Here is a 17,707-nt window from a genome sequence, read left to right on the forward strand (position 1 = left end):
TGACCCGGCTTTTTGCCGGGTCTTTTTTTTTGCCAGTTATTCTGGCTAGGCTTCAGGCTAATGAAGTCGGGTACATCTGAATTCGATGGCGGCGATGATATCAAAAGAATATTTCATTGCAACACAACGCCCGTCGTAAAAGGCCCAACTATCGTAAAACAGCGCTTGAGAATCAATCGCATAGCCTCTAAGCTGCTTTCGCGTCAAGGACGACGCCCCCTACTTTATTCGCGCCCAGTGTGTAAAGTACGGCCATAAAAATCATATTCAGGAATCGATTATGACCGTGGCCAAAAGCTCTTTTCAGATCTCTGCCGACTTCGACAGCGGCAACATCGATGTACTCGATATCAGCAATCCCCTCCAGGCTTCCCTGGCCATCAGGCCCGATACCCGCAGCCCGCACTTCCAGTGGTTCCACTTCAAGGCCAGCGGCCTGCACATCGGCCAGGAACACTGGTTTCGCCTGACCAACGCCAGCAAATCCTCATACAGCAGGGCCTGGACCGGCTATCAAGCCGTGGCCTCCTACGACCATGTGAACTGGTTTCGCATCCCGACCATTTTCGAAGGCGACGCCCTGCGCTTCAATCTTGAAGCCACCCAGACCCACGCCTGGTTCGCCTACTTCGAACCCTACAGCCGCGGCCGTCATGACTGGCTGATCGAACAGGCGCTGGGCAAGGCCGGCACCGAACTGCTGGCCACGGGTAAAAGCGTCGAGGGCCGGGACATCCAGCTGTTGCGCAAAGGCAGTGGCGCCGAAGGCCAGCGCAAGATCTGGATCATCGCCCAGCAGCACCCCGGCGAACACATGGCCGAGTGGTTCATGGAAGGTGTGCTCGAGCGCCTGCAGCGCCATGACGATGCCGAGCTCAATACCCTGCTGGCCGGGGCCGATCTGTACCTGGTGCCGAACATGAACCCCGACGGCGCCTTCCATGGTCATCTGCGCACCAACGCCATGGGCCAGGACCTGAACCGCGCCTGGCAGAACGCCAGCCAGGAATTGAGCCCGGAAGTGTTGTTCGTCCAGCAGCAAATGCAGAAATACGGCGTCGACCTATTCCTCGACGTGCATGGCGACGAAGAGATTCCCCATGTGTTCGCCGCCGGCTGCGAAGGCAACCCAGGCTACACCCCGCGCCTGGAACAGCTTGAAGAGCAGTTCCGCAGCCACCTCAAGCACCAGACCCGGGACTTCCAGACCACCCACGGCTACCCGCGCTCGCAGCCGGGCCACGCCAATATGACCCTGGCCTGCAACAGCGTCGGTGAGCAATACGATTGCCTGTCGCTGACCCTGGAAATGCCCTTCAAGGACCACGACGACAATCCCAACCCCTACACCGGTTGGTCCGGCAAGCGCTCGATGCAGCTGGGCAAGGACGTGCTGAGTACCTTCGCCAGCCTGGTCAACAACCTGCGCTAACCCCGCGGTGCGGCTGCATGAGGCAACTCACGCAGCCGCGCTTCACTGCGCCGGCAGGCGCAGGCAATCATCCGGCCCCAGCAGGCGTCCATCCGCCGCACGCAGCTCCAGCGCCTGCACCGGCTGCCCGTTCTCGCGGTCGACCACCCGTGAATGCGCCTCCCCCGCCTCGAAGAAAAACGCCTCTCCCCACTGGCGCAAGCCGATGATCAGGGGGAACAGGCCCTTGCCCTTTTCCGTCAGCACGTACTCCTGGTAGGCACTGCCATCGGAAGCCGGCACCACCTGGAAAATCCCGTGGTTCACCAGGGTGCGCAGGCGAGCGGCGAGGATGTTTTTGGCCATGCCCAGGTTGCGCTGGAACTCGCCAAAGCGGCGGATGCCATCAAAGGCGTCCCGGACGATCAGCAACGACCACCAATCACCGATGGCATCCAGTGAGCGGGCGACCGGGCATTCGGCGCCTTCCAGACGTGTGCGTTTGACCATGGGTGGGGTTCACTCCGGGCTTCCAGAAAAGTGGTTGCAATATAAAACCAGCCTCACTAGGGTACAAGTAGTTTCATAACGCAACCACTTACAGCGAGCCCAGCATGCCACACCCAACTTTGCCCTCATCTGAACCTCCACTGTCCGCCCCCGGCATCCGCGCCTCGGTGGTGCTGCTGTTCGCCGTCGCCTGTGGCCTGGCAGTGGGCAATGTGTATTACGCCCAGCCGTTGCTGGACGCCATGGGCCAGGCCTTTGGCATGCCGGCGGCCAGCGTCGGCGGCGTGGTCAGCTTGACTCAGGTGGGGTATGGGCTGGGCCTGTTGCTATTGGTGCCCCTGGGAGACCTGCTCAACCGCCGGCGCCTGATCGTCGGCCAGACATTGCTCTCGGTCGTGGCGCTGCTGGTGGTGGCGCTGGCCCCGAGCAGTACCTGGCTGCTGCTGGGCATGGCCGGCTGCGGCCTGCTGGCGGTGGTGACCCAAGTGCTGGTGGCCTACGCCGCCAACCTCGCCGCGCCCCATGAGCGGGGCCGGGTGGTGGGCATGGTCACCAGCGGTATCGTGATCGGCATCCTGCTAGCCCGCACCGTGTCCGGCAGCATGGCCGACCTCGCGGGCTGGCGCTCGGTGTACCTGCTGTCGGCCGGGCTGACCCTGCTGATGGCTGTGCTGCTGTGGCGAGTGCTGCCGAAAACCGAACAAAAGCCGGCCGCCAGCCACTATGGCCAGTTGATTCGCTCGATGTTCAGCCTGTTCCGCGAAGAAAAGGTCCTGCGCGACCGGGCGCTGCTGGCGATGTTGATCTTCGCCGCCGGCACCGTGCTCTGGACCCCGCTGGTGCTGCCCCTGAGTGCCCCGCCGCTGTCGCTGTCCCACACCGAGATCGGCCTGTTCGGCCTGGCCGGCGCCGCCGGAGCCCTGGGCGCTGCCCGGGCCGGGGCCTGGGCTGATCGCGGTTGGGCGCAGTGGACCAGCGGCCTGGCCCTGGCCCTGATGCTGGCCTCCTGGCTGCCCATCGCATTTACCCAGTCCTCGCTGTGGGCGCTGCTGGTGGGTGTGATCACCTTCGACCTGGGCTTGCAGGCGGTGCATGTCACCAGCCAGAGCCTGATCTACAGCTTGCGCCCTGAAGCCCAGAGCCGCCTGGCCGCCGGTTACATGGTGTTTTACTCGATCGGCAGTGCCGGCGGCTCGATCGCCTCGACCACCGTGTATGCCTGGGCCGGCTGGACCGGGGTCTGCCTGCTGGGCGCGGCGATCAATGGCCTGGCGCTGCTGTATTGGCTGTGGAGCCTGGCGCCGCAAAAGCAGGCACTTTGTGCTTCCTGAATCGACGCCCGCGCGCCCTCAGCCCTTGCCACGCAACATGCTTTGCAGCACCCCGTCACGCCGGACCCAGCCGTGAAACAGGGCCGCCGCCAAATGCAGCAGCACCGTCAGAAACAACAAGTAGGCGAGCAGACCATGGGCCTTGCGCAACACTGCGAAGACCTGGGCATTGGCCGGCAGGATCGCCGGCAGTTGCCACGCACTGCCGAGCATCACCGGGTCTCCCGCCGCCGAGATCATCGCCCAGCCCAGCAACGGCAGAATCAGCATCAGTGCATACAGCAGCAGATGCGAGGCCTTGGCTGCCAGCACCTGCCAGCCCGGCAGGTCGGCAGGCAGCGGCGGCTGCCGGGTGGAAAAGCGTACAAACAGACGCACGATCACCAGCAGCAAAATCGCAATGCCCAGGGGCTTGTGCAGGTGGATCAGCCATTCATGGCGCTCAGACACCGAGGCCACCATGCCGGCGCCGATAAACAGCATGGCGATGACCATCAGCGCCATCAGCCAGTGCAGCAGCCGCGCCAAGGGCGCGAAGTGGTTCGGGTGGGCGCTCATGGGCGGGCCTCCTGGGACGGCAATTGGCTGACTTCACTGGTGCGGCGCAGGTAGGAACTGGCGTACGCGGCCGAACGCGCGGCCAGCAGCGGGTCGTCGGAGCCTTCAATCCCGGCGGGCAGAACCAGCGGGTCGTAGTTGATGTCGCGGCATTCGCCATTGTTTTGCGCCTGGGTGCTTTGCAGCACCAGGGTCCCGGCATTCAGCACCTTGCGGTCGGCGGGCCAGGCCTTGCTCGCATCGACCGTGGGGTCGCCGGGGTTGGCCAGGGTGATCATCAACTGCCATTTCAACGGCCCGGCCGCGAGGCGCTTGACCAGGTCCTGCTGCAGAAAGTCAGCCCCCTGGGGAGCATTGACGTCGGCAGCGTCCCGGGCCTCCGGCACCACGCCCCAACGTACCGCCTGGCGCTGACCGCTGGCGTTCACCAGGTAAAACGCATTGATGCCGTTGTAGGTCTCGGTGGCGTAGCTGGCCGAGGGTTTGGCGCCCTTGACCCATTGCAGGAACGGCGCCGTCTCCGGATGGCCGGCAAAGAATGCCGGCATGCTGGCCGGGTTGGGCTTGCCAGTGGCCGGGTCGGGCGAACTGGCCTGCTGCATTTGATAGAAGGCTTCGGGCGTTCCCACCGGGAACAGCGGCATGCTGTTCATCCCCGTACGCCACTGCTGGCCGTTGGCCTGGGTGAAACGCAAGGCCAGGCTGCGGATCGGCACGCTGCTGTCGGGCGCATAGGGGTTGCCGCTGGGCAAGGCGAACCGCCCGACCACCGGGGTCCTGGCTGCGCTGAAGACCTGGGCGCTGGAATAGACGCGGGCCTCGGGGCTGCTCTCGAAGTAGCCGATCACGCACACGCCCTTGGCATGGTTGCGACGAAATCCGGGATGCACCCCGTTGTTTTTCTCCAGCACGTCCACCAGGGCCTTGGGCGTCAGCCGCTGTGGGTCCAGGGTGCCGCGCACGTAGGCGAAGGCGCCGGCCACGGCGACCACCACCAGGGCGATCCCGGCCAGGCGCAGGACCAGGCTGCCGGTGCCCAGGGGCGGCGGAGTGGGCGGCGAAGGCGGTGTCGGGTGATCAACCATGAAAAACTCCAGGGCCGTGGGCCGCAGGTGGCAAGGATCAGACAGACGCAGGGCAACGGGCTTTATTCCATGGCGCGGTGTTTATTTTTCCGGCCGGGGAATAACCTCAGGCGTCGGGCGTCTTCCTAGGCTCAAGCGTAGTGACTGGCCAAAAACCTGCAGGAACCCATGAACGAACTCGATCAACAGTTGCGCCTGCTGATTCCCCGGCTGCGGCGCTTTGCCGTGTCGCTGACGCGCAATCCCAGCAGCGCCGACGACCTGGTGCAGGCGTGCCTGGAGCGGGCGCTGACGAGTTGGACCGACAAACGGCCCGACGGTGACTTGCGTGCCTGGCTGTTCGCGATCCTCTACCGACAGTTTCTCGATGCCCATCGCCGTTCCCGGCGTTACGCGCGAATGCTGGCGTTCTTTACCGGCCGCGACGACAGCCAACCCTCAACGGAGCGCACAGTCCTGGCCCAATCGGCCCTGGCCGCCTTCGACCGCCTGAGCACCGAGCAGCGCGCCCTGCTGCTGTGGGTTTCGGTCGAGGGGTTGAGCTACAAGGAGGTCGCCGAGATTCTCGACGTCCCCACCGGCACCGTGATGTCGCGCCTGTCCCGCGCTCGCCAGGCCCTGCGCCAGCTCACCGACGGCGAAATCCACAGCCCTTCTTTGCGGATACTCAAATGATCAGCCTGCCCCCCAGCGAACACGACCTGCACGCCTACGTCGACCATCGGCTCAGTGACAGCGACCGGCGCCTGCTGGAGACCTACCTCGGTTCCCACCCGGAATTGGCCGCGCAGGTGCAGGCCTGGCAGCAGGACGCCCAGCACCTGCGCGCGGCCCTGGGCGGCGCCTTGCAGCAAGCGCCAAACCCGCAGTTGGACCCGGTGCAGATTCGCCAGCGTCTCAAGCACCAGGTGCGGCGCCAGTTGGCCAGCGCGGCGTTGCTGCTGATTGCCGTCGGCCTCGGCGGTTTCAGCGGCTGGCAGGCGCGGGAGATGACCCTGGCCAACGGCACGCCACCGATGACCGACGCCCTGCAGGCCTACCGCCTGTTCGCCCAGGAGCAGATCCTGCCGGCTGATTTCAAGGTGGATGACAGCCGCGCGATGCAAACCTGGCTCGACCGCTACTTCACCCAGGCCACTCGCCTGCCGGACCTGCAAAGCGCCGGGTTCAAGGCGGTCAGCGCACGCCTGCTGAGCACCGAGCAAGGACCGGCGGCGATGGTGCTGTACCAGGATCCCGACGGGCGCAAGCTGAGTTTCTACATTCGCCCGCCGGGCCCGCAGAACAAACTGCTGCCCCGAGGCAGTCGCCGCGATGGCGAGTTGCAGGCGGTGTACTGGTCCGACAGCGGCTACAACTACGCCATGGTCAGCCCGACGGATTCGCCAGCGGCGCAAATGCTGCAACAGACCCAACGCTTTTAAGCCCTGGCCGGCGCGTCAAAAGCCCACATCCAGCACCACGTTGTCGAGGTAGGTGCCAGCCGGTGGCGTGGCCTGGTCGGTGTAGATTTTGGCGTTGTAGTTGAAGATCTGGCTGCCCGTGCCCAGGCCGTTGCCGGGGAAGACCTCGGCATCGGTACTGGCGCGCCGGGCCGCGCCGACACTGCCCCAGCGGGTGCTGCCGGCGCTTTTGAAGATGTCGTAGGCCAGGTAGTTGCTACCGGAAATCATCCGCCGCCGACCGCCCGCGCTGAGCGGTTGCTGGCCATCGCTCAAGCCCACCGTGTAGGCGCTGCCCTTGGTGCACATGAGGTTGATGGTCTGCCCGGTGACGGTGGCGAAAGCGCTGATCACCGGGGCGCTGCCGAAACTGATATTGGGCGCGGTAATCACGCAATCGTTGGACACGGTCATGGTGACGGTCAGGGACTTGGTCCCGCTGCCGATGTCCCGCCCCAGGCATCCGCCCAACACGGCAATCCCGGAGCAGTAGTTCCAGTTCCAGAAGATGCTCAGGTTTTCGGTATAGACCCCCGCCGCCACGTTGCTCCCGGTGATGCTGCCCAGGTAGATCGGCACCTGCTTGGCCACGGTCGGGCTGCCCAGCAGCCCCAGCAGATCGATAATCGAATTGCGTCCGAAATCGAATGGCGTGCCCCGGGTAATCGGGTAGCTGGTGCTGTTGTTGCCATACAGGGTGTAGCCGATGACGTCGCCCGTCGGCCCCACCAGGCCGCTCTGGGTCGAGGTGATGGTGGCGTAGAAATGGTCATTGCTGGCCAGCACGGACAACAGCGAGCCGGTGCAGCTCAAGCCGGCGTTGAGGCTGGAACTGGGCTGGCTGGTGGTGCGCACGGCAATCGAGCTGATGGTGCCAAACGCCGCCGGGCTGGTGGTGACCGTGGTGCACAAGGCCAGTGCCGGATACGGCAGCAGCAGTGCCAGGCCGCCCAGCACCCCTGTCCAGCGGTGGGTTTGCCCTTGCATGTCGAACCTCCTTTTTGCGTGTCCGGCCTCATTGGCACAGCAAGGGCCCGATGAGCGGCACCTGTTGCTGTTGCATATCCACGGGAAATTGCGCGCTGCAGGTCTGGCCGTCGGCCAGGGTCACGTGCAAGGTGTTCTGCGGCGCGAGGTTCTCCAGGTACACCAGGCCGTCCCAGCCGACCACCGCCCAGGTCCCGCTCTGCTCATGCTGGACGCTGCTGCCCAGGGGCAATTCCTGCTGCCGGGCATCCACCAGCACCACGCTGGCGGCGATGATCCGGCTCAATGGAAACTCCAGCAGGTAGCCGCTGCCGCGCCGCACGGCGATCCGTTGCTCGACATTCGGGCTCTGCACGTTGGCCGGCAGGTTCAACGGGTCGATTTCGTACTTGCCGCGGTAGTAGGCACTGCTCCAGGGCACCAGCAGGTGGCCGTTCTTGTCGGTCTGGCCCACCAACTGGTTCTCGTAGCGCACCGGGATATCCCGGTAACCGTCGGTACTGACCACCACAAAGGCATCGTCGATGCGGTTGGCGGCGAACACCTGGCGGTCCATCCACACCAGCGAACCGCTGGCATCGGCCCAACGGCTCTGGGCTTCGCTGCTGCCATAGACCCCGGCCTGCAACTGCACCGATTGCAGGCGCCAGGTCAGGTCGGCCTGACGGTAGGCCGGGCCGTCGCCATGGGCATAACCGAGGTTGAAACCGACCCCGCCCTCGCTGGGCACCGAGCGGCTGTAGTTGACCCGCTGGCGATTCTCCCCGGCCTTGCTGCGCTCGTTGCCGATGCTTAGGCTGCCGCGCAGGTCGAAGGGGATCACCAGTTGCGCCTGCATCGCCCAGTCGCTGTCACCGATCTCGCGGTTGGCCGACAGGTAGAAACTGCTGTTGCCCCACAGTGACTTGCTCCAGGTCAGGTTGAGCAGCCGGGTGCGCGAATCATCGGCGGCGCGCACATCGAAATAGCCCGCACCGAGGCTGCCGTAACGCTCGAGGTTGAGGCTCAGGGTGACTTGCTCGCTGCGCTGGCTGAGGCTGGCATAGGGGCTGTCGACCACGGTCAGGTCGGCATAGCGGTCATGGCGCTGCATGCGTTGGTACGCCAGGCTGTAGCGCTGGCTGCTGTATTGATAGCCGAAGCTGAGTTGCTGGCCGCCATCGCCGTCGAACCGGCTTTGGCTGAGGGCGGTGTTGAGCACACCGAAGTTGCCCAGGCGCAGGTTGCCCCCCACCCCACCGAGGGTCAGGGAGTCCGAGGCTTCGGCATGGCTTTCCAGGGTCAGGCTGTCGCTCAGGCCGTAACGCAGGCTGCCCGAGGTCACGCCGGGGCCATAACCGAAATCGCGCACGGTGTAGTCTCGGCGCAGGGTCCCGGCGGCCACCGAGAAATCCGTCAGGCCTTTTTGCAACAGGGTGCTGGTGACGTAGAACGGCACCGTGGTCGACACCTGCCGCCCCAGGGCATCGGTGGTCACCACCACCGCCTCTCCCGCTCCGTTGATAAACGGAATGTTGGTCAGGGTATAGGGTCCGGGTTGCAGGTCGGCGCTGCTGGACTTGTAGCCATTGATAAACAGATCGACCGAGGACGGCACTGCCGCTTCCCCGGCGAACTGCGGCAAGGGGTAGGTCACCAGGTCCGGGCGCACGCCAAAGTCCCGGGACAGTTGCACCCCGCCCAGGCGCACCGAGTTGCTCCAGGGCAATGCGCCGCTGACCAGGTCCCCGGCCTCGTACGTCAGCATCCGCACATCGTCGGAGTAACGCCACGTGGTGTCATAGCGCCGGTAGCCGTTATTCAGGGTACCGTTGCCAGCGCCGGACAGCGTGCGCCGGTACTGCCCGGTATTGGACAGCGTGCCCCAGCTGTCGAACAGCCGCACCTCGTTCCAGGCCGCGAGGTAGGTGCCGGCATCATCGGTGTCATTGAGGTACAGATCGTAATTGAGCAAACCACCGAAGCTGGTGCGGGCCTCGGTCTGCGGATAGGCCTGGCGACTGCCGACCCACTGCTCGGGCAACCAGTTCACCGGCACATTCAACAGCAGGCGCTGGCCCTGGCTGTCGTACTCGCTGTGCAGCCCGGGCAGGCTGTCCAGATCGATCTCGTCAGGCAAGGTCTCGGGCAGTTTCATGCCGCTGGCCCGCAGCACGCTGACCGGCACCAGGAAATGCCCTGCCCGCTGCTGCACCGGCACCACCTGCCCGGTATTGAGCTGATTGACCACCAGTTCCAGATACAGCTGCGCATCGGTTACGGCCTCCAGGCTCGTGGGCGGCGGCGGCAGGTCGCCCGCCTGGCTCTCAGGCGCCAGCAGCAACCCGCACAGGCCGCTGGCCAACCAGGTTGAACGCCAGAAACAGCGAGCCGACCCCTGGCTCATGTTGAGTGTGCGTCCATCTATGGACATCTCCATCCCGAGACGAGCGGCCCGCCTTGTCCCTGTTCACTGGCGAGCACTCCGGCTCCGGCCAGCTGTGTGACTTGGTCCTTATCCGGGGCGCACGCACCCACAACCGCGCGACCACCGACAGCGCGCGAGCCGGCTTCAGGACCACCTGGTGAATCAGCTCAGCGGGTTAGCGGGTCGGCGCCAGACTCTGCACCTGTGGCGCGCCATTGACCCGCCATTGCAGGGTCGAGTCGCCGGCCAGTGCCTCGGGGGCCGGCCAACGCATCACCGCCCCCGGCAGCACATACCCGAGCAGGCCCTCGACCAGGGGCTTGGCCTGCCCCGCCTGCTTGAACGCCACATCGGTCAGCCGCGCATGCACCGCGCCCTGGTTGCGCACCTCGACATAGGAGCGCCCGTCCGCCGCCACTTTGCGCCAGCTCAGGTCCGGCACTCCGGCCCCCTTGGGGTCGCGCTTGCGGGTGGTGTCTTCCTTGCTCCAGAGCCCGGGGCCGTAGGCGAACAGCGGCACCGAATAGCGCATCTGGAAACGAATCGCGGCGGCGGTCTTGTTGTCACCAGTGGCCTCGACCGGCGCGGCCGAAGGGATCTCATCGATGATGATGCGGTAGGCCAGCTCCTGGCCCGGCGGCACTTCGCGGGTTCGGGTCAGGCGCACCAGCTGCTTTTGCCCGGGCTCGATCTTGGCCACCGGCGGGCTGCCGATGACGTCGCGCTGGTTCTGGTACTGGTCGGCGAAACCGCTCTGGTTCCAGGCAAAGACCCGGATCTGCAGGTTCGCGGTCTCGGTGCCGCGGTTTTCCAGCCACAGGGCGCTGGCTTGCTGGTCCGCTTCGAGGACCGGGTCAATCGGCCAGATCAGCACCGAACTGGCGGCCTGCACCTGGCTCGCCCCCAGCAGCACCAGCCCCAACAGCCCCAACAGCCCCAACAGCCCCAACAGCGCGCAGCGCGCGCGCCGCACCTGCGCAAGTAAAGGTGAAGACATACTGCAACTCCTTATGCCCTAAGGCCTTGATCGCTCAGCTCCATCACCACGACAGCTGCACCTGCAGCACATCGCTGTATGTCCCCCCAGGCTGATTGCCCGGCAATTGCACCTGCCCATAGATCGGCAGGCTGATGTTATTGGCATCGCTGTAGGCCACCGCCACGCTCTGGCCGATACCCAGGCTCTGGCTGTAGGCCGCATCGCGAAACAACTGATACGCCACCCGCGCACTGCCGCTATTGAGCTGCATGTGCCGCCCGCTGCTGTTGTACTGCCCGCCGTCGACAGTCATGTTCAGGGTCACCCCCGGCGTGCATTGCAGCTGTACCCCGCCGCTCAGCGCGACCCTCACGGTGCTGGTGGACAGCGCCGACAGGCTGCCGAAACCCAGGTTGCCGTAGTTCGAGACCCCGCCCACCACCAGGCAGCCGGCGGTCACGGTGGCGCTGACCTGGAAGCTCTGGCTGGTCACCGCCGCCAGTGGCGGCGGGACACTGCAGGCACAGAGCACTGCCAGGGCCGCACAACGGTGGCGGGCCATGGCATCAGAACGTCAGTTCGACGGCGATGGTGTCGCTGTAGTTGCCCGCCGGCAGCCCGGCCTTGCCCACTGCCTTGCCGTACAGGTTGACGGTCTGCGCCACCCCGGTGCTGCCGGCGAGGGTGATCACTCCGTCGATGGCCAGCAATTGCGAGTGCCCGGTATCGGTGTACAGGTCGTAGGGCACAAAGTTGCCATTGCCATCGGCCAGGGCCCGCGAGCCGCCGCTGGACTGGCCGTCATGAGACCCGGCACGGACCTTGATCGCCGGGGTGGTGCCGGACGAGCAGAGAATCGACAGCGCCCCACCGCCACCGCCGAGCACCTGGCCATCGGCCTCGGTGAACAGACTGTTGGCGGTGCCGAAGCTCAAGGTACCGAAGTTCAACGACGAACTGCCGCCGACGCCATTGACCTGGCAACTGCTGATCAAGGTCAGGGTCGAGTTGATCTGGCCAGTGACGGTGGTGGCGGCCTGAGCCGTTGAAACCATGGCCAGGCCCAGCAATGACCAGCCGATTCGAGATACAAGCGCGTGCATGATGTCCTTCCTCATTTGAGTTACCAATCCAGGGTGATCGTCAGGATGTCGGTGTAGATCCCCGCCGGAACCGCACGGGTGTTTGCGACCACCGAGCCGAACACCGGTATGGGCACCTGGGTTCCGTTGGTCACCGCAAAATTGCGTTGCTGGCCGATGCTGTAACTGTCGGTTCCGGAAGCATCGACGAACAAACGATAGGGAATGGTCTGCCGGCCGTTGCTCAAGCGCCGGGTGGTGCCGTCGCCGTTGAGGCCGCCATTGATGGTCACGGTGAAACCGGTGACCGAGGAATTGCACGCGACGTGCAACTGGTCGTCGGCGCTGTCACTGAGGCTGGCGTTGATCGGGCGAGTCCAGGTCGGGCCCTGCTGGCCGAAATCCAGCATCCCCGGATCACTGACCGGGCTCCCCGGGACATCGCCGGTGCCACTGCTGACCTGGCAACTGGCGGTGATCACCAGGCGCGCGTCGATCTGCCCGGTGATCGCCGCGTATGCGTCGTCAGCCAGCAGCAACAGCGCGCCCAGCGCCACCGTGGTCCAGGTTCTGCGTGTCATCGCTCCCATCCTAATTCCATCAGGACTCCTGCATTGCCGCTCACCGCGAGCGACTTCCCTGCCTGTCCGGATCCACCGGAACAGCGCTATCCACCTGGGGTTACCAGGTGACCGTGACCTTCACCACATCGGAATAAAGACTGGCCCGGGGGACGCCGGCCAGCGGTTCGATACGCCCATACAAAGGCAGGTCCACACTCCCCAAGTCGGGCACCCGGCCACTCACCGACACATTCACCGGCAGGGCAATACGGCGGGCGGCGTCCTGATACAGGCGGTAGGGAATGGGTGGGGTCGAGGGCTCATTGCTCGCCAGGTAACGCACGTCGCCCACGCCGCCATGCAGGCCACCGTCGACGCGCAGTTGATAAGGGGTGTCCGGGTTGCATTCCAGGCGTGGCAAACGGCCGTTGATCAGGGCCGCGCCCAAAGATCCGGCGGGGTCGTCCAGGCGCGCAGCGCTGCCAAAGTCGAGGACACCGAGCTGCTCGATGCCGGCCTCGCGCGGCTGACCGATCAACTGGCAGCCGCGCTGCACATCGACCCGGACCTGCACCTGCAGGTCTGCGGCCGATGCGTTGCTGGCGAGCAGAGCGCTTATGGCTGCCAAAACCGAAAATCCATTCAAACCCCAGTCCTTTTGAGGAACCCGTTCTGGGCTGAAGGTTAGCCAGCGAACGATAAACGTCCAGTCGCCCCGGACGATTGGATCCATTGAAAATGGACTTACCTGAGGTTGAAAAGGGTTTTAGCCCAGGTTTTACGGGACATAAAACCTATACAGGCGGTAACTTTCTGTCTCATTTATTTTCGGGTTTTGCATGAGACTGGATGCACCGTTTTGTATTGGTTAAATTAGCGCGCCAGTTCCAGGGGGAGCGGCTCTGCAACACATCGGGGTGAATTCATTGGCCGCCTTACCGCCAAACCGCTCGCAACGCACATCCAAATGGCCACGCCTGCGCTCGCTGCTGGGCAAGGCGTTCGCCCGGCCGGCGGCTAACAGCGCCAGCACCCGATTGATTCACGACTACTTCCGGCACAAGGCCCAGGAGCAGGGCTATACCCTGAGCCACAGCCAGCAGCGGGTGATCGATTGCATGGCGCAACTGGCCAACGCCCTGCTCCGGGGCCATGACCAGCAGGTGCGCAGCCTGTACCTGCACGGTGCGGTGGGCCGGGGCAAGAGCTGGCTGCTGGATGGGTTCTTCCGCGCCATCCCCCTGGAGCAGAAACAGCGCCTGCACTTCCACGACTTCTTCGCCCAGCTGCATCAGGGCATGTTCCGCCATCGGCAGCAGCCAGATGCCCTGGAAACCACCCTCGACGAGTTGCTGGAGCACTGCCAGGTGCTGTGCTTCGACGAGTTCCATGTGCATGACATCGGCGATGCAATGCTCATCACCCGCCTGTTCAAGGCCCTGTTCAAGCGCGGCATCGTGCTGCTGGTGACCTCCAACTACCCGCCCGAGGGGCTGCTGCCCAACCCGCTGTACCACGCACGCTTCAAGCCGGTGATCGACCTGATCAACGCGCGCATGCAGGTGATGGAAGTCGGCGGCCCCCACGACTATCGCAGTCAGGCCCGCACCCACACCCAACAAGTGTTCACCCAGGGCCACTACATCTGGCCCGGCACGGCACAGCAGCGCCAGGCCTTGCAGTTGCCGGACCGCAACACCGCCGCCTTTGCCCTGACGGTGGGCGCGAGGGTGTTGCAGGCGCGGCTGTGCGACCAGCACAGTGTCCGTTTCGAATTCAGCGACCTGTGCGACCAGCCGACCGCGGTCATGGATTACCTGGAACTGAGCCGGCGCTTTGATACCTGGATCATCGATGAGCTGCCGGACCTGGGCGAATGTTCGATTGCCGCCCAGCAGCGCTTTATCAACCTGATCGACGTGCTCTACGACCAGGACAAGCGCCTGCTGCTGATCGGCGAACTGCCCCTGCGCGAAAGCCTGGGCGGCAACGCCATTGATCTGGCGCGAACCCGCAGCCGCCTGGGGCAACTGCTGGAAATCGGTCCCGAGACCCCGCTCGGCTGAGGGAGTGATCGCCGCCCCCAGCGCCAGCCGCTATCATGGCGCCCTTTTGCGCGGCTCCAGGGTCGCCTTCCTGCCGAGTGTCGGAGCTGTTCATGAATACCCTTGCTCAACTGCAAGCCGGCCAATTGGCGGGCATCAAGCGCCTGGACCTGAGCGCCGGGCTGACCGAGTTCCCCCGGGAAATCTTCGACCTGGCAGACTCCCTGGAGATCCTCAACCTCAGTGGCAACGCCCTGAGCAGCCTGCCCGACGACCTGCATCGACTGCCGCACCTGCGGGTGCTGTTCTGTTCCGACAACCTGTTCAGCGAACTGCCGGCCTGCCTCGGCCAGTGCGCCCAGCTGAGCATGATCGGCTTCAAGGCCAACCGTATCGAACAGGTGCCGGCCGCTGCCCTGCCACCGCAGCTGCGCTGGCTGATCCTGACCGACAACCGCATCAGCGAGCTGCCTGACGAACTGGGCCAGCGCCCGCTGCTGCAAAAGCTGATGCTGGCGGGCAACCGTCTGACCCAGCTGCCGCCGAGCCTGAGCCAGTGCCACAACCTGGAGCTGCTACGGATCGCCGCCAACCAGTTACGGGAATTGCCGCCGTTCCTCCTCGCCCTGCCGCGCCTGACCTGGCTGGCCTACGCCGGCAACCCGCTGGAGTCCGAGGCCGATGCCGCGGCGCTGGAGGCCACGCCGAACATTCCCTGGAGCGAACTGCAGTTGCAGCAGCGCCTGGGCGAAGGCGCCTCGGGGGTGATTTATCAAGCCCAATGGCAACCTGCCGGGCACGCTGCGCGGGCAGTGGCGGTCAAGCTGTACAAGGGCGAGATGACCAGCGACGGCTCGCCACTGCATGAAATGAATGCCTGCATCACCGCCGGCCGGCACCCGAACCTGATCCGCGTCGAAGGCCGCGTGGTCGGGCACCCCGAGGCGCAAAATGGCCTGGTGATGCAACTGATCGACCCCAGCTACCGCAACCTGGCGGGACTGCCGAGCCTGGCCTCCTGCTCGCGGGATATCTACGCCGACACCGAGCGTTTCGATGGCCCGGTAACCTTGCGTATCGCCAGCGGTATCGCTGCGGTCGGCGCCCACCTGCACGCCCAGGGCATCACCCACGGCGACCTGTACGGGCACAACACCTTGTTGAATCAGCAGGGCGATTGCCTGCTCGGGGATTTTGGCGCGGCCTCGTTCCACGTCACCCAGGACACGGCTCAAACCCGAGCCTTGCAACGGATCGAAGTGCGGGCCTTCGGCATTCTGCTGGAGGAGTTGCTGCACCGCACCGACAGCGGCCTGCGCGGCCAACAACGAGAGGCTCTGGAGCAACTGGTCAGCCGCTGTTGTCAGCCAGAGGTGCTGGCGCGGCCGGGCTTTGAAGAGGTTCTGGAGGTATTGCGCGAGGTTTGACTCGGGCGACGCTGGCGGCCGCTGAACTGAACGGCCGCCAGGGTCTGCGTCTTAGCCGGCCAGACCGACGAACATGTCTTGCACGTCGTCATGGTTGTCCAGGCCTTCGAGGAAGGCTTCGACTTCGGCCATCTGCTCGTCGGTGAGGCCACTGACCGGGTTTTTCGGCTGGTAGCCGAGCTTGGCCGAGAGCACGGTGAACCCTTGCTCAGGCAGGGCTTTCTGCACGGCATCCAGGTCCGCAGGCTCGGTCAGGAACAGGGTCGCGCCGTCTTCACCTGGCTCGAAATCCTGGGCCCCGGCTTCGATGGCGGCCAGCTCAGGGTCGGCGTCCGGGCTGTCAGGCGATGCTTCGATCATGCCGACGTGGTTGAAGTCCCAGGCCACCGAGCCGGAAGCGCCCAGTTGGCCCTTGCGGAAGGCCACGCGGATTTCAGCGACGGTACGGTTGATGTTGTCGGTGACGCATTCAACGATCAGCGGCACCTGATGCGGGGCGAAGCCCTCGTAAGTCACGCGATGGTATTGCACGGTTTCGCCCAGTTGGCCGGAACCTTTCTTGATGGCACGCTCCAGGGTCTCACGGGGCATCGAGGCCTTTTTCGCCTGCTCGACCACCAGCCGCAGGTGCGCGTTGGTCGAGGTGTCTGCGCCGTTGCGTGCGGCGATGGTGATCTCTTTCACCAGCTTGCCGAAGATCTTGCCCTTGGCGTTGGCTGCTGCTTCTTTGTGTTTAACCTTCCACTGTGCGCCCATTACTCACTCTCTTGATCGATGGCGTCGAGTTGGATTTGGCCGACGCGATGGGCAAGTTTACCCGTCCTCAAGGCGCCAATCGACCAAAAAGTCAGATCAGCGATGGCGCCAGGGCGGGCCCTTACTCCGCTGCCAGTTCGAAGAACGCCTGGATCAGGCGCAACTCTCGGCGTCGCTCCATGCACCCCAGCCAATGCCGGTTGAGCAGGCCCTCGCCAATGATCGGCAGCGCCCGCACCCGTGGGTCGGGGCTGACCTCCACCGACGACACCACGCCCACCCCCAATTGGGCCGCGACCGCCTCGGTCACGGCCTCGCGGCTGTCCAGCTCCAGCAACACCCGAGGGTTGACCTGGGCCAGGGCGCAGGCCTGGTCAAACGTGCGGCGAGTGGTCGAGTTCGGCTCACGCAAGACCATGATCACCTGATCCAACTGTTCCAGAAGCACCCCTTCGGGCCGGGCCAGCCATGGATGATCGGCCGGCACCAGGGCGCAGATCCGGGACTCGCCCAAGCCGTGCAAATGCAGGCCCTTGCGCGGCTCGACTTCGGTCAGTACCGCGACATCGGCATGTTCGGACAGCAGCGCCGCCAGGGTTTCCTGGGCATTGCCCAGGCGCAGGTTGACGGTGATGCCCGGATACCGCGCGCGCAGGCGGGCCAGCAGCGGCATCACCAGGTGCGGCCCGTCCGCCGCCACCTCCAGGCGCCCGCTCAGCAACTGGCGGTTGGCTTCCAGCAGCGCCTGGGCCTCTTCCGACAAACTGAACATGGCCCGGGTGATGGCCGCCAGCTTGACCCCCTCCTCCGTCAGTTCGACCCGGCGTGCGGTCCGCCGCAACAGGGTGATCTGGTAGTGCTCCTCCAGCGCCTTGATGTGCCCGGTGACCGCCGGCTGGCTGATAAACAGCCGCGCCGCGGCCCGGGTAAAGCTGCCTTCACGGGCCACGGCATCGAATGCGCGGAGTTGGAATAAATTCATATCTATCAGCCTCACTTATCGCTGGCATCACAACAAACAATTTGATTGATGACAAGCCAAACTGCAATTTAGGCCCCGTAGATTTCACCCCACAGCGCACCTGCGAGGACCCCGCATGACCACCGCCGCCCCCCTCCTGCTC

General features: G+C 64.8%; 18 protein-coding genes. 6 read left to right on the top strand and 12 right to left on the bottom strand.

The annotated features are described in order from the left end of the window. Nucleotides 1-280 precede the first annotated feature (280 nt). Nucleotides 281-1,432 carry a M14 family metallopeptidase gene (locus MF4836_RS31475; RefSeq protein WP_078473615.1) on the top strand — a complete coding sequence of 384 codons (1,152 nt, stop codon included), beginning with the start codon at nt 281-283 and terminating at the stop codon, nt 1,430-1,432. Nucleotides 1,433-1,474: 42 nt separating this feature from the next. Here MF4836_RS31475 and MF4836_RS31480 read toward each other — a convergent pair whose 3' ends face one another. Next, nucleotides 1,475-1,921 carry a winged helix-turn-helix transcriptional regulator gene (locus MF4836_RS31480; RefSeq protein WP_078473616.1) on the bottom strand — a complete coding sequence of 149 codons (447 nt, stop codon included), beginning with the start codon at nt 1,919-1,921 and terminating at the stop codon, nt 1,475-1,477. A gap of 104 nt (nt 1,922-2,025) precedes the next feature. On the opposite strand from MF4836_RS31480, the gene MF4836_RS31485 reads away from it, so the two are divergent. Then, complete coding sequence (locus MF4836_RS31485) at nt 2,026-3,252, top strand: MFS transporter (RefSeq protein ID WP_443217482.1); 1,227 nt, start codon at nt 2,026-2,028, stop codon at nt 3,250-3,252. 18 nt (nt 3,253-3,270) lie between these two features. Here MF4836_RS31485 and MF4836_RS31490 read toward each other — a convergent pair whose 3' ends face one another. Together MF4836_RS31490 and MF4836_RS31495 are read right to left on the bottom strand one after the other, a co-directional pair. After that, nucleotides 3,271-3,810, bottom strand: coding sequence for a cytochrome b (locus MF4836_RS31490; RefSeq protein WP_078473617.1), 540 nt, complete (start codon nt 3,808-3,810; stop codon nt 3,271-3,273). Beyond that, nucleotides 3,807-4,895: a catalase family peroxidase gene (locus MF4836_RS31495; RefSeq protein WP_078473618.1), complete on the bottom strand. Its 1,089-nt coding sequence runs from the start codon at nt 4,893-4,895 to the stop codon at nt 3,807-3,809. The genes MF4836_RS31490 and MF4836_RS31495 overlap by 4 nt, the downstream gene beginning before the upstream one ends. Nucleotides 4,896-5,063: 168 nt before the next feature. Here MF4836_RS31495 and MF4836_RS31500 point away from each other — a divergent pair, with 168 nt between their 5' ends. Next, a complete protein-coding gene (locus MF4836_RS31500) occupies nt 5,064-5,570 on the top strand; it encodes an RNA polymerase sigma factor (RefSeq protein ID WP_078473619.1) in 507 nt (168 codons plus the stop codon). Beyond that, complete coding sequence (locus MF4836_RS31505) at nt 5,567-6,319, top strand: anti-sigma factor family protein (RefSeq protein ID WP_078473620.1); 753 nt, start codon at nt 5,567-5,569, stop codon at nt 6,317-6,319. Before MF4836_RS31500 ends, MF4836_RS31505 begins: the two co-directional genes overlap by 4 nt. A gap of 15 nt (nt 6,320-6,334) precedes the next feature. Here the strand turns inward: MF4836_RS31505 and MF4836_RS31510 are convergent, their stop codons facing one another. From MF4836_RS31510 to MF4836_RS31540, 7 genes are all read right to left on the bottom strand, one after another. Continuing rightward, nucleotides 6,335-7,324, bottom strand: a complete 990-nt coding sequence (locus tag MF4836_RS31510) for a Csu type fimbrial protein (protein ID WP_078473621.1) — start codon at nt 7,322-7,324, stop codon at nt 6,335-6,337. A gap of 28 nt (nt 7,325-7,352) precedes the next feature. After that, complete coding sequence (locus MF4836_RS31515; RefSeq protein WP_078473622.1) at nt 7,353-9,710, bottom strand: fimbria/pilus outer membrane usher protein; 2,358 nt, start codon at nt 9,708-9,710, stop codon at nt 7,353-7,355. A 196-nt stretch (nt 9,711-9,906) separates the two neighbouring features. Beyond that, a complete protein-coding gene (locus MF4836_RS31520; protein ID WP_238596240.1) occupies nt 9,907-10,728 on the bottom strand; it encodes a fimbrial biogenesis chaperone in 822 nt (273 codons plus the stop codon). Between the two features lie 43 nt (nt 10,729-10,771). Further along, the gene (locus tag MF4836_RS31525) at nt 10,772-11,272 is read right to left on the bottom strand and encodes a Csu type fimbrial protein (RefSeq protein WP_078473623.1); all 501 of its coding nucleotides are present in this window, start codon (nt 11,270-11,272) and stop codon (nt 10,772-10,774) included. A gap of 4 nt (nt 11,273-11,276) precedes the next feature. Then, nucleotides 11,277-11,813 (bottom strand): Csu type fimbrial protein, encoded by a 537-nt coding sequence (locus tag MF4836_RS31530; RefSeq protein ID WP_078473624.1) that lies wholly within the window; start codon nt 11,811-11,813, stop codon nt 11,277-11,279. Between the two features lie 20 nt (nt 11,814-11,833). Then, on the bottom strand, nt 11,834-12,373 hold the full coding sequence (locus MF4836_RS31535) for a spore coat protein U domain-containing protein (RefSeq protein ID WP_078473625.1): 540 nt from the start codon (nt 12,371-12,373) through the stop codon (nt 11,834-11,836). 100 nt (nt 12,374-12,473) lie between these two features. Beyond that, entirely contained in the window at nt 12,474-13,001 is a 528-nt protein-coding gene (locus MF4836_RS31540; RefSeq protein WP_078473626.1) for a Csu type fimbrial protein, read from the bottom strand. Between the two features lie 280 nt (nt 13,002-13,281). Between MF4836_RS31540 and zapE the strand changes: the two genes are divergently transcribed. Then, nucleotides 13,282-14,421: a cell division protein ZapE gene (gene zapE, locus MF4836_RS31545; protein ID WP_078473627.1), complete on the top strand. Its 1,140-nt coding sequence runs from the start codon at nt 13,282-13,284 to the stop codon at nt 14,419-14,421. Nucleotides 14,422-14,513: 92 nt separating this feature from the next. Further along, nucleotides 14,514-15,827 carry a leucine-rich repeat-containing protein kinase family protein gene (locus MF4836_RS31550; protein ID WP_078473628.1) on the top strand — a complete coding sequence of 438 codons (1,314 nt, stop codon included), beginning with the start codon at nt 14,514-14,516 and terminating at the stop codon, nt 15,825-15,827. Nucleotides 15,828-15,878: 51 nt separating this feature from the next. Here MF4836_RS31550 and MF4836_RS31555 read toward each other — a convergent pair whose 3' ends face one another. Both MF4836_RS31555 and MF4836_RS31560 read right to left on the bottom strand, forming a co-directional pair. Next, nucleotides 15,879-16,583: a YebC/PmpR family DNA-binding transcriptional regulator gene (locus MF4836_RS31555; protein ID WP_020296803.1), complete on the bottom strand. Its 705-nt coding sequence runs from the start codon at nt 16,581-16,583 to the stop codon at nt 15,879-15,881. Nucleotides 16,584-16,704: 121 nt separating this feature from the next. Continuing rightward, a complete protein-coding gene (locus MF4836_RS31560; RefSeq protein WP_078473629.1) occupies nt 16,705-17,565 on the bottom strand; it encodes a LysR substrate-binding domain-containing protein in 861 nt (286 codons plus the stop codon). Between the last annotated feature and the right edge of the window lie 142 nt (nt 17,566-17,707).

Source organism: Pseudomonas sp. MF4836 (genome assembly GCF_002018875.1).
In the GTDB taxonomy this organism is placed as follows: Bacteria; Pseudomonadota; Gammaproteobacteria; order Pseudomonadales; family Pseudomonadaceae; genus Aquipseudomonas.

Excerpts from the sequence above, each read along its gene's own strand:
- MF4836_RS31475 (WP_078473615.1), top strand. The coding sequence starts at position 281 with ATGACCGTGGCCAAAAGCTCTTTTCAGATCTCTGCCGACTTCGACAGC.
- MF4836_RS31480 (WP_078473616.1), bottom strand. The coding sequence starts at position 1,921 with ATGGTCAAACGCACACGTCTGGAAGGCGCCGAATGCCCGGTCGCCCGC.
- MF4836_RS31485 (WP_443217482.1), top strand. The coding sequence starts at position 2,026 with ATGCCACACCCAACTTTGCCCTCATCTGAACCTCCACTGTCCGCCCCC.
- MF4836_RS31490 (WP_078473617.1), bottom strand. The coding sequence starts at position 3,810 with ATGAGCGCCCACCCGAACCACTTCGCGCCCTTGGCGCGGCTGCTGCAC.
- MF4836_RS31495 (WP_078473618.1), bottom strand. The coding sequence starts at position 4,895 with ATGGTTGATCACCCGACACCGCCTTCGCCGCCCACTCCGCCGCCCCTG.
- MF4836_RS31500 (WP_078473619.1), top strand. The coding sequence starts at position 5,064 with ATGAACGAACTCGATCAACAGTTGCGCCTGCTGATTCCCCGGCTGCGG.
- MF4836_RS31505 (WP_078473620.1), top strand. The coding sequence starts at position 5,567 with ATGATCAGCCTGCCCCCCAGCGAACACGACCTGCACGCCTACGTCGAC.
- MF4836_RS31510 (WP_078473621.1), bottom strand. The coding sequence starts at position 7,324 with ATGCAAGGGCAAACCCACCGCTGGACAGGGGTGCTGGGCGGCCTGGCA.
- MF4836_RS31515 (WP_078473622.1), bottom strand. The coding sequence starts at position 9,710 with ATGAGCCAGGGGTCGGCTCGCTGTTTCTGGCGTTCAACCTGGTTGGCC.
- MF4836_RS31520 (WP_238596240.1), bottom strand. The coding sequence starts at position 10,728 with ATGTCTTCACCTTTACTTGCGCAGGTGCGGCGCGCGCGCTGCGCGCTG.
- MF4836_RS31525 (WP_078473623.1), bottom strand. The coding sequence starts at position 11,272 with ATGGCCCGCCACCGTTGTGCGGCCCTGGCAGTGCTCTGTGCCTGCAGT.
- MF4836_RS31530 (WP_078473624.1), bottom strand. The coding sequence starts at position 11,813 with ATGCACGCGCTTGTATCTCGAATCGGCTGGTCATTGCTGGGCCTGGCC.
- MF4836_RS31535 (WP_078473625.1), bottom strand. The coding sequence starts at position 12,373 with ATGACACGCAGAACCTGGACCACGGTGGCGCTGGGCGCGCTGTTGCTG.
- MF4836_RS31550 (WP_078473628.1), top strand. The coding sequence starts at position 14,514 with ATGAATACCCTTGCTCAACTGCAAGCCGGCCAATTGGCGGGCATCAAG.
- MF4836_RS31555 (WP_020296803.1), bottom strand. The coding sequence starts at position 16,583 with ATGGGCGCACAGTGGAAGGTTAAACACAAAGAAGCAGCAGCCAACGCC.
- MF4836_RS31560 (WP_078473629.1), bottom strand. The coding sequence starts at position 17,565 with ATGAATTTATTCCAACTCCGCGCATTCGATGCCGTGGCCCGTGAAGGC.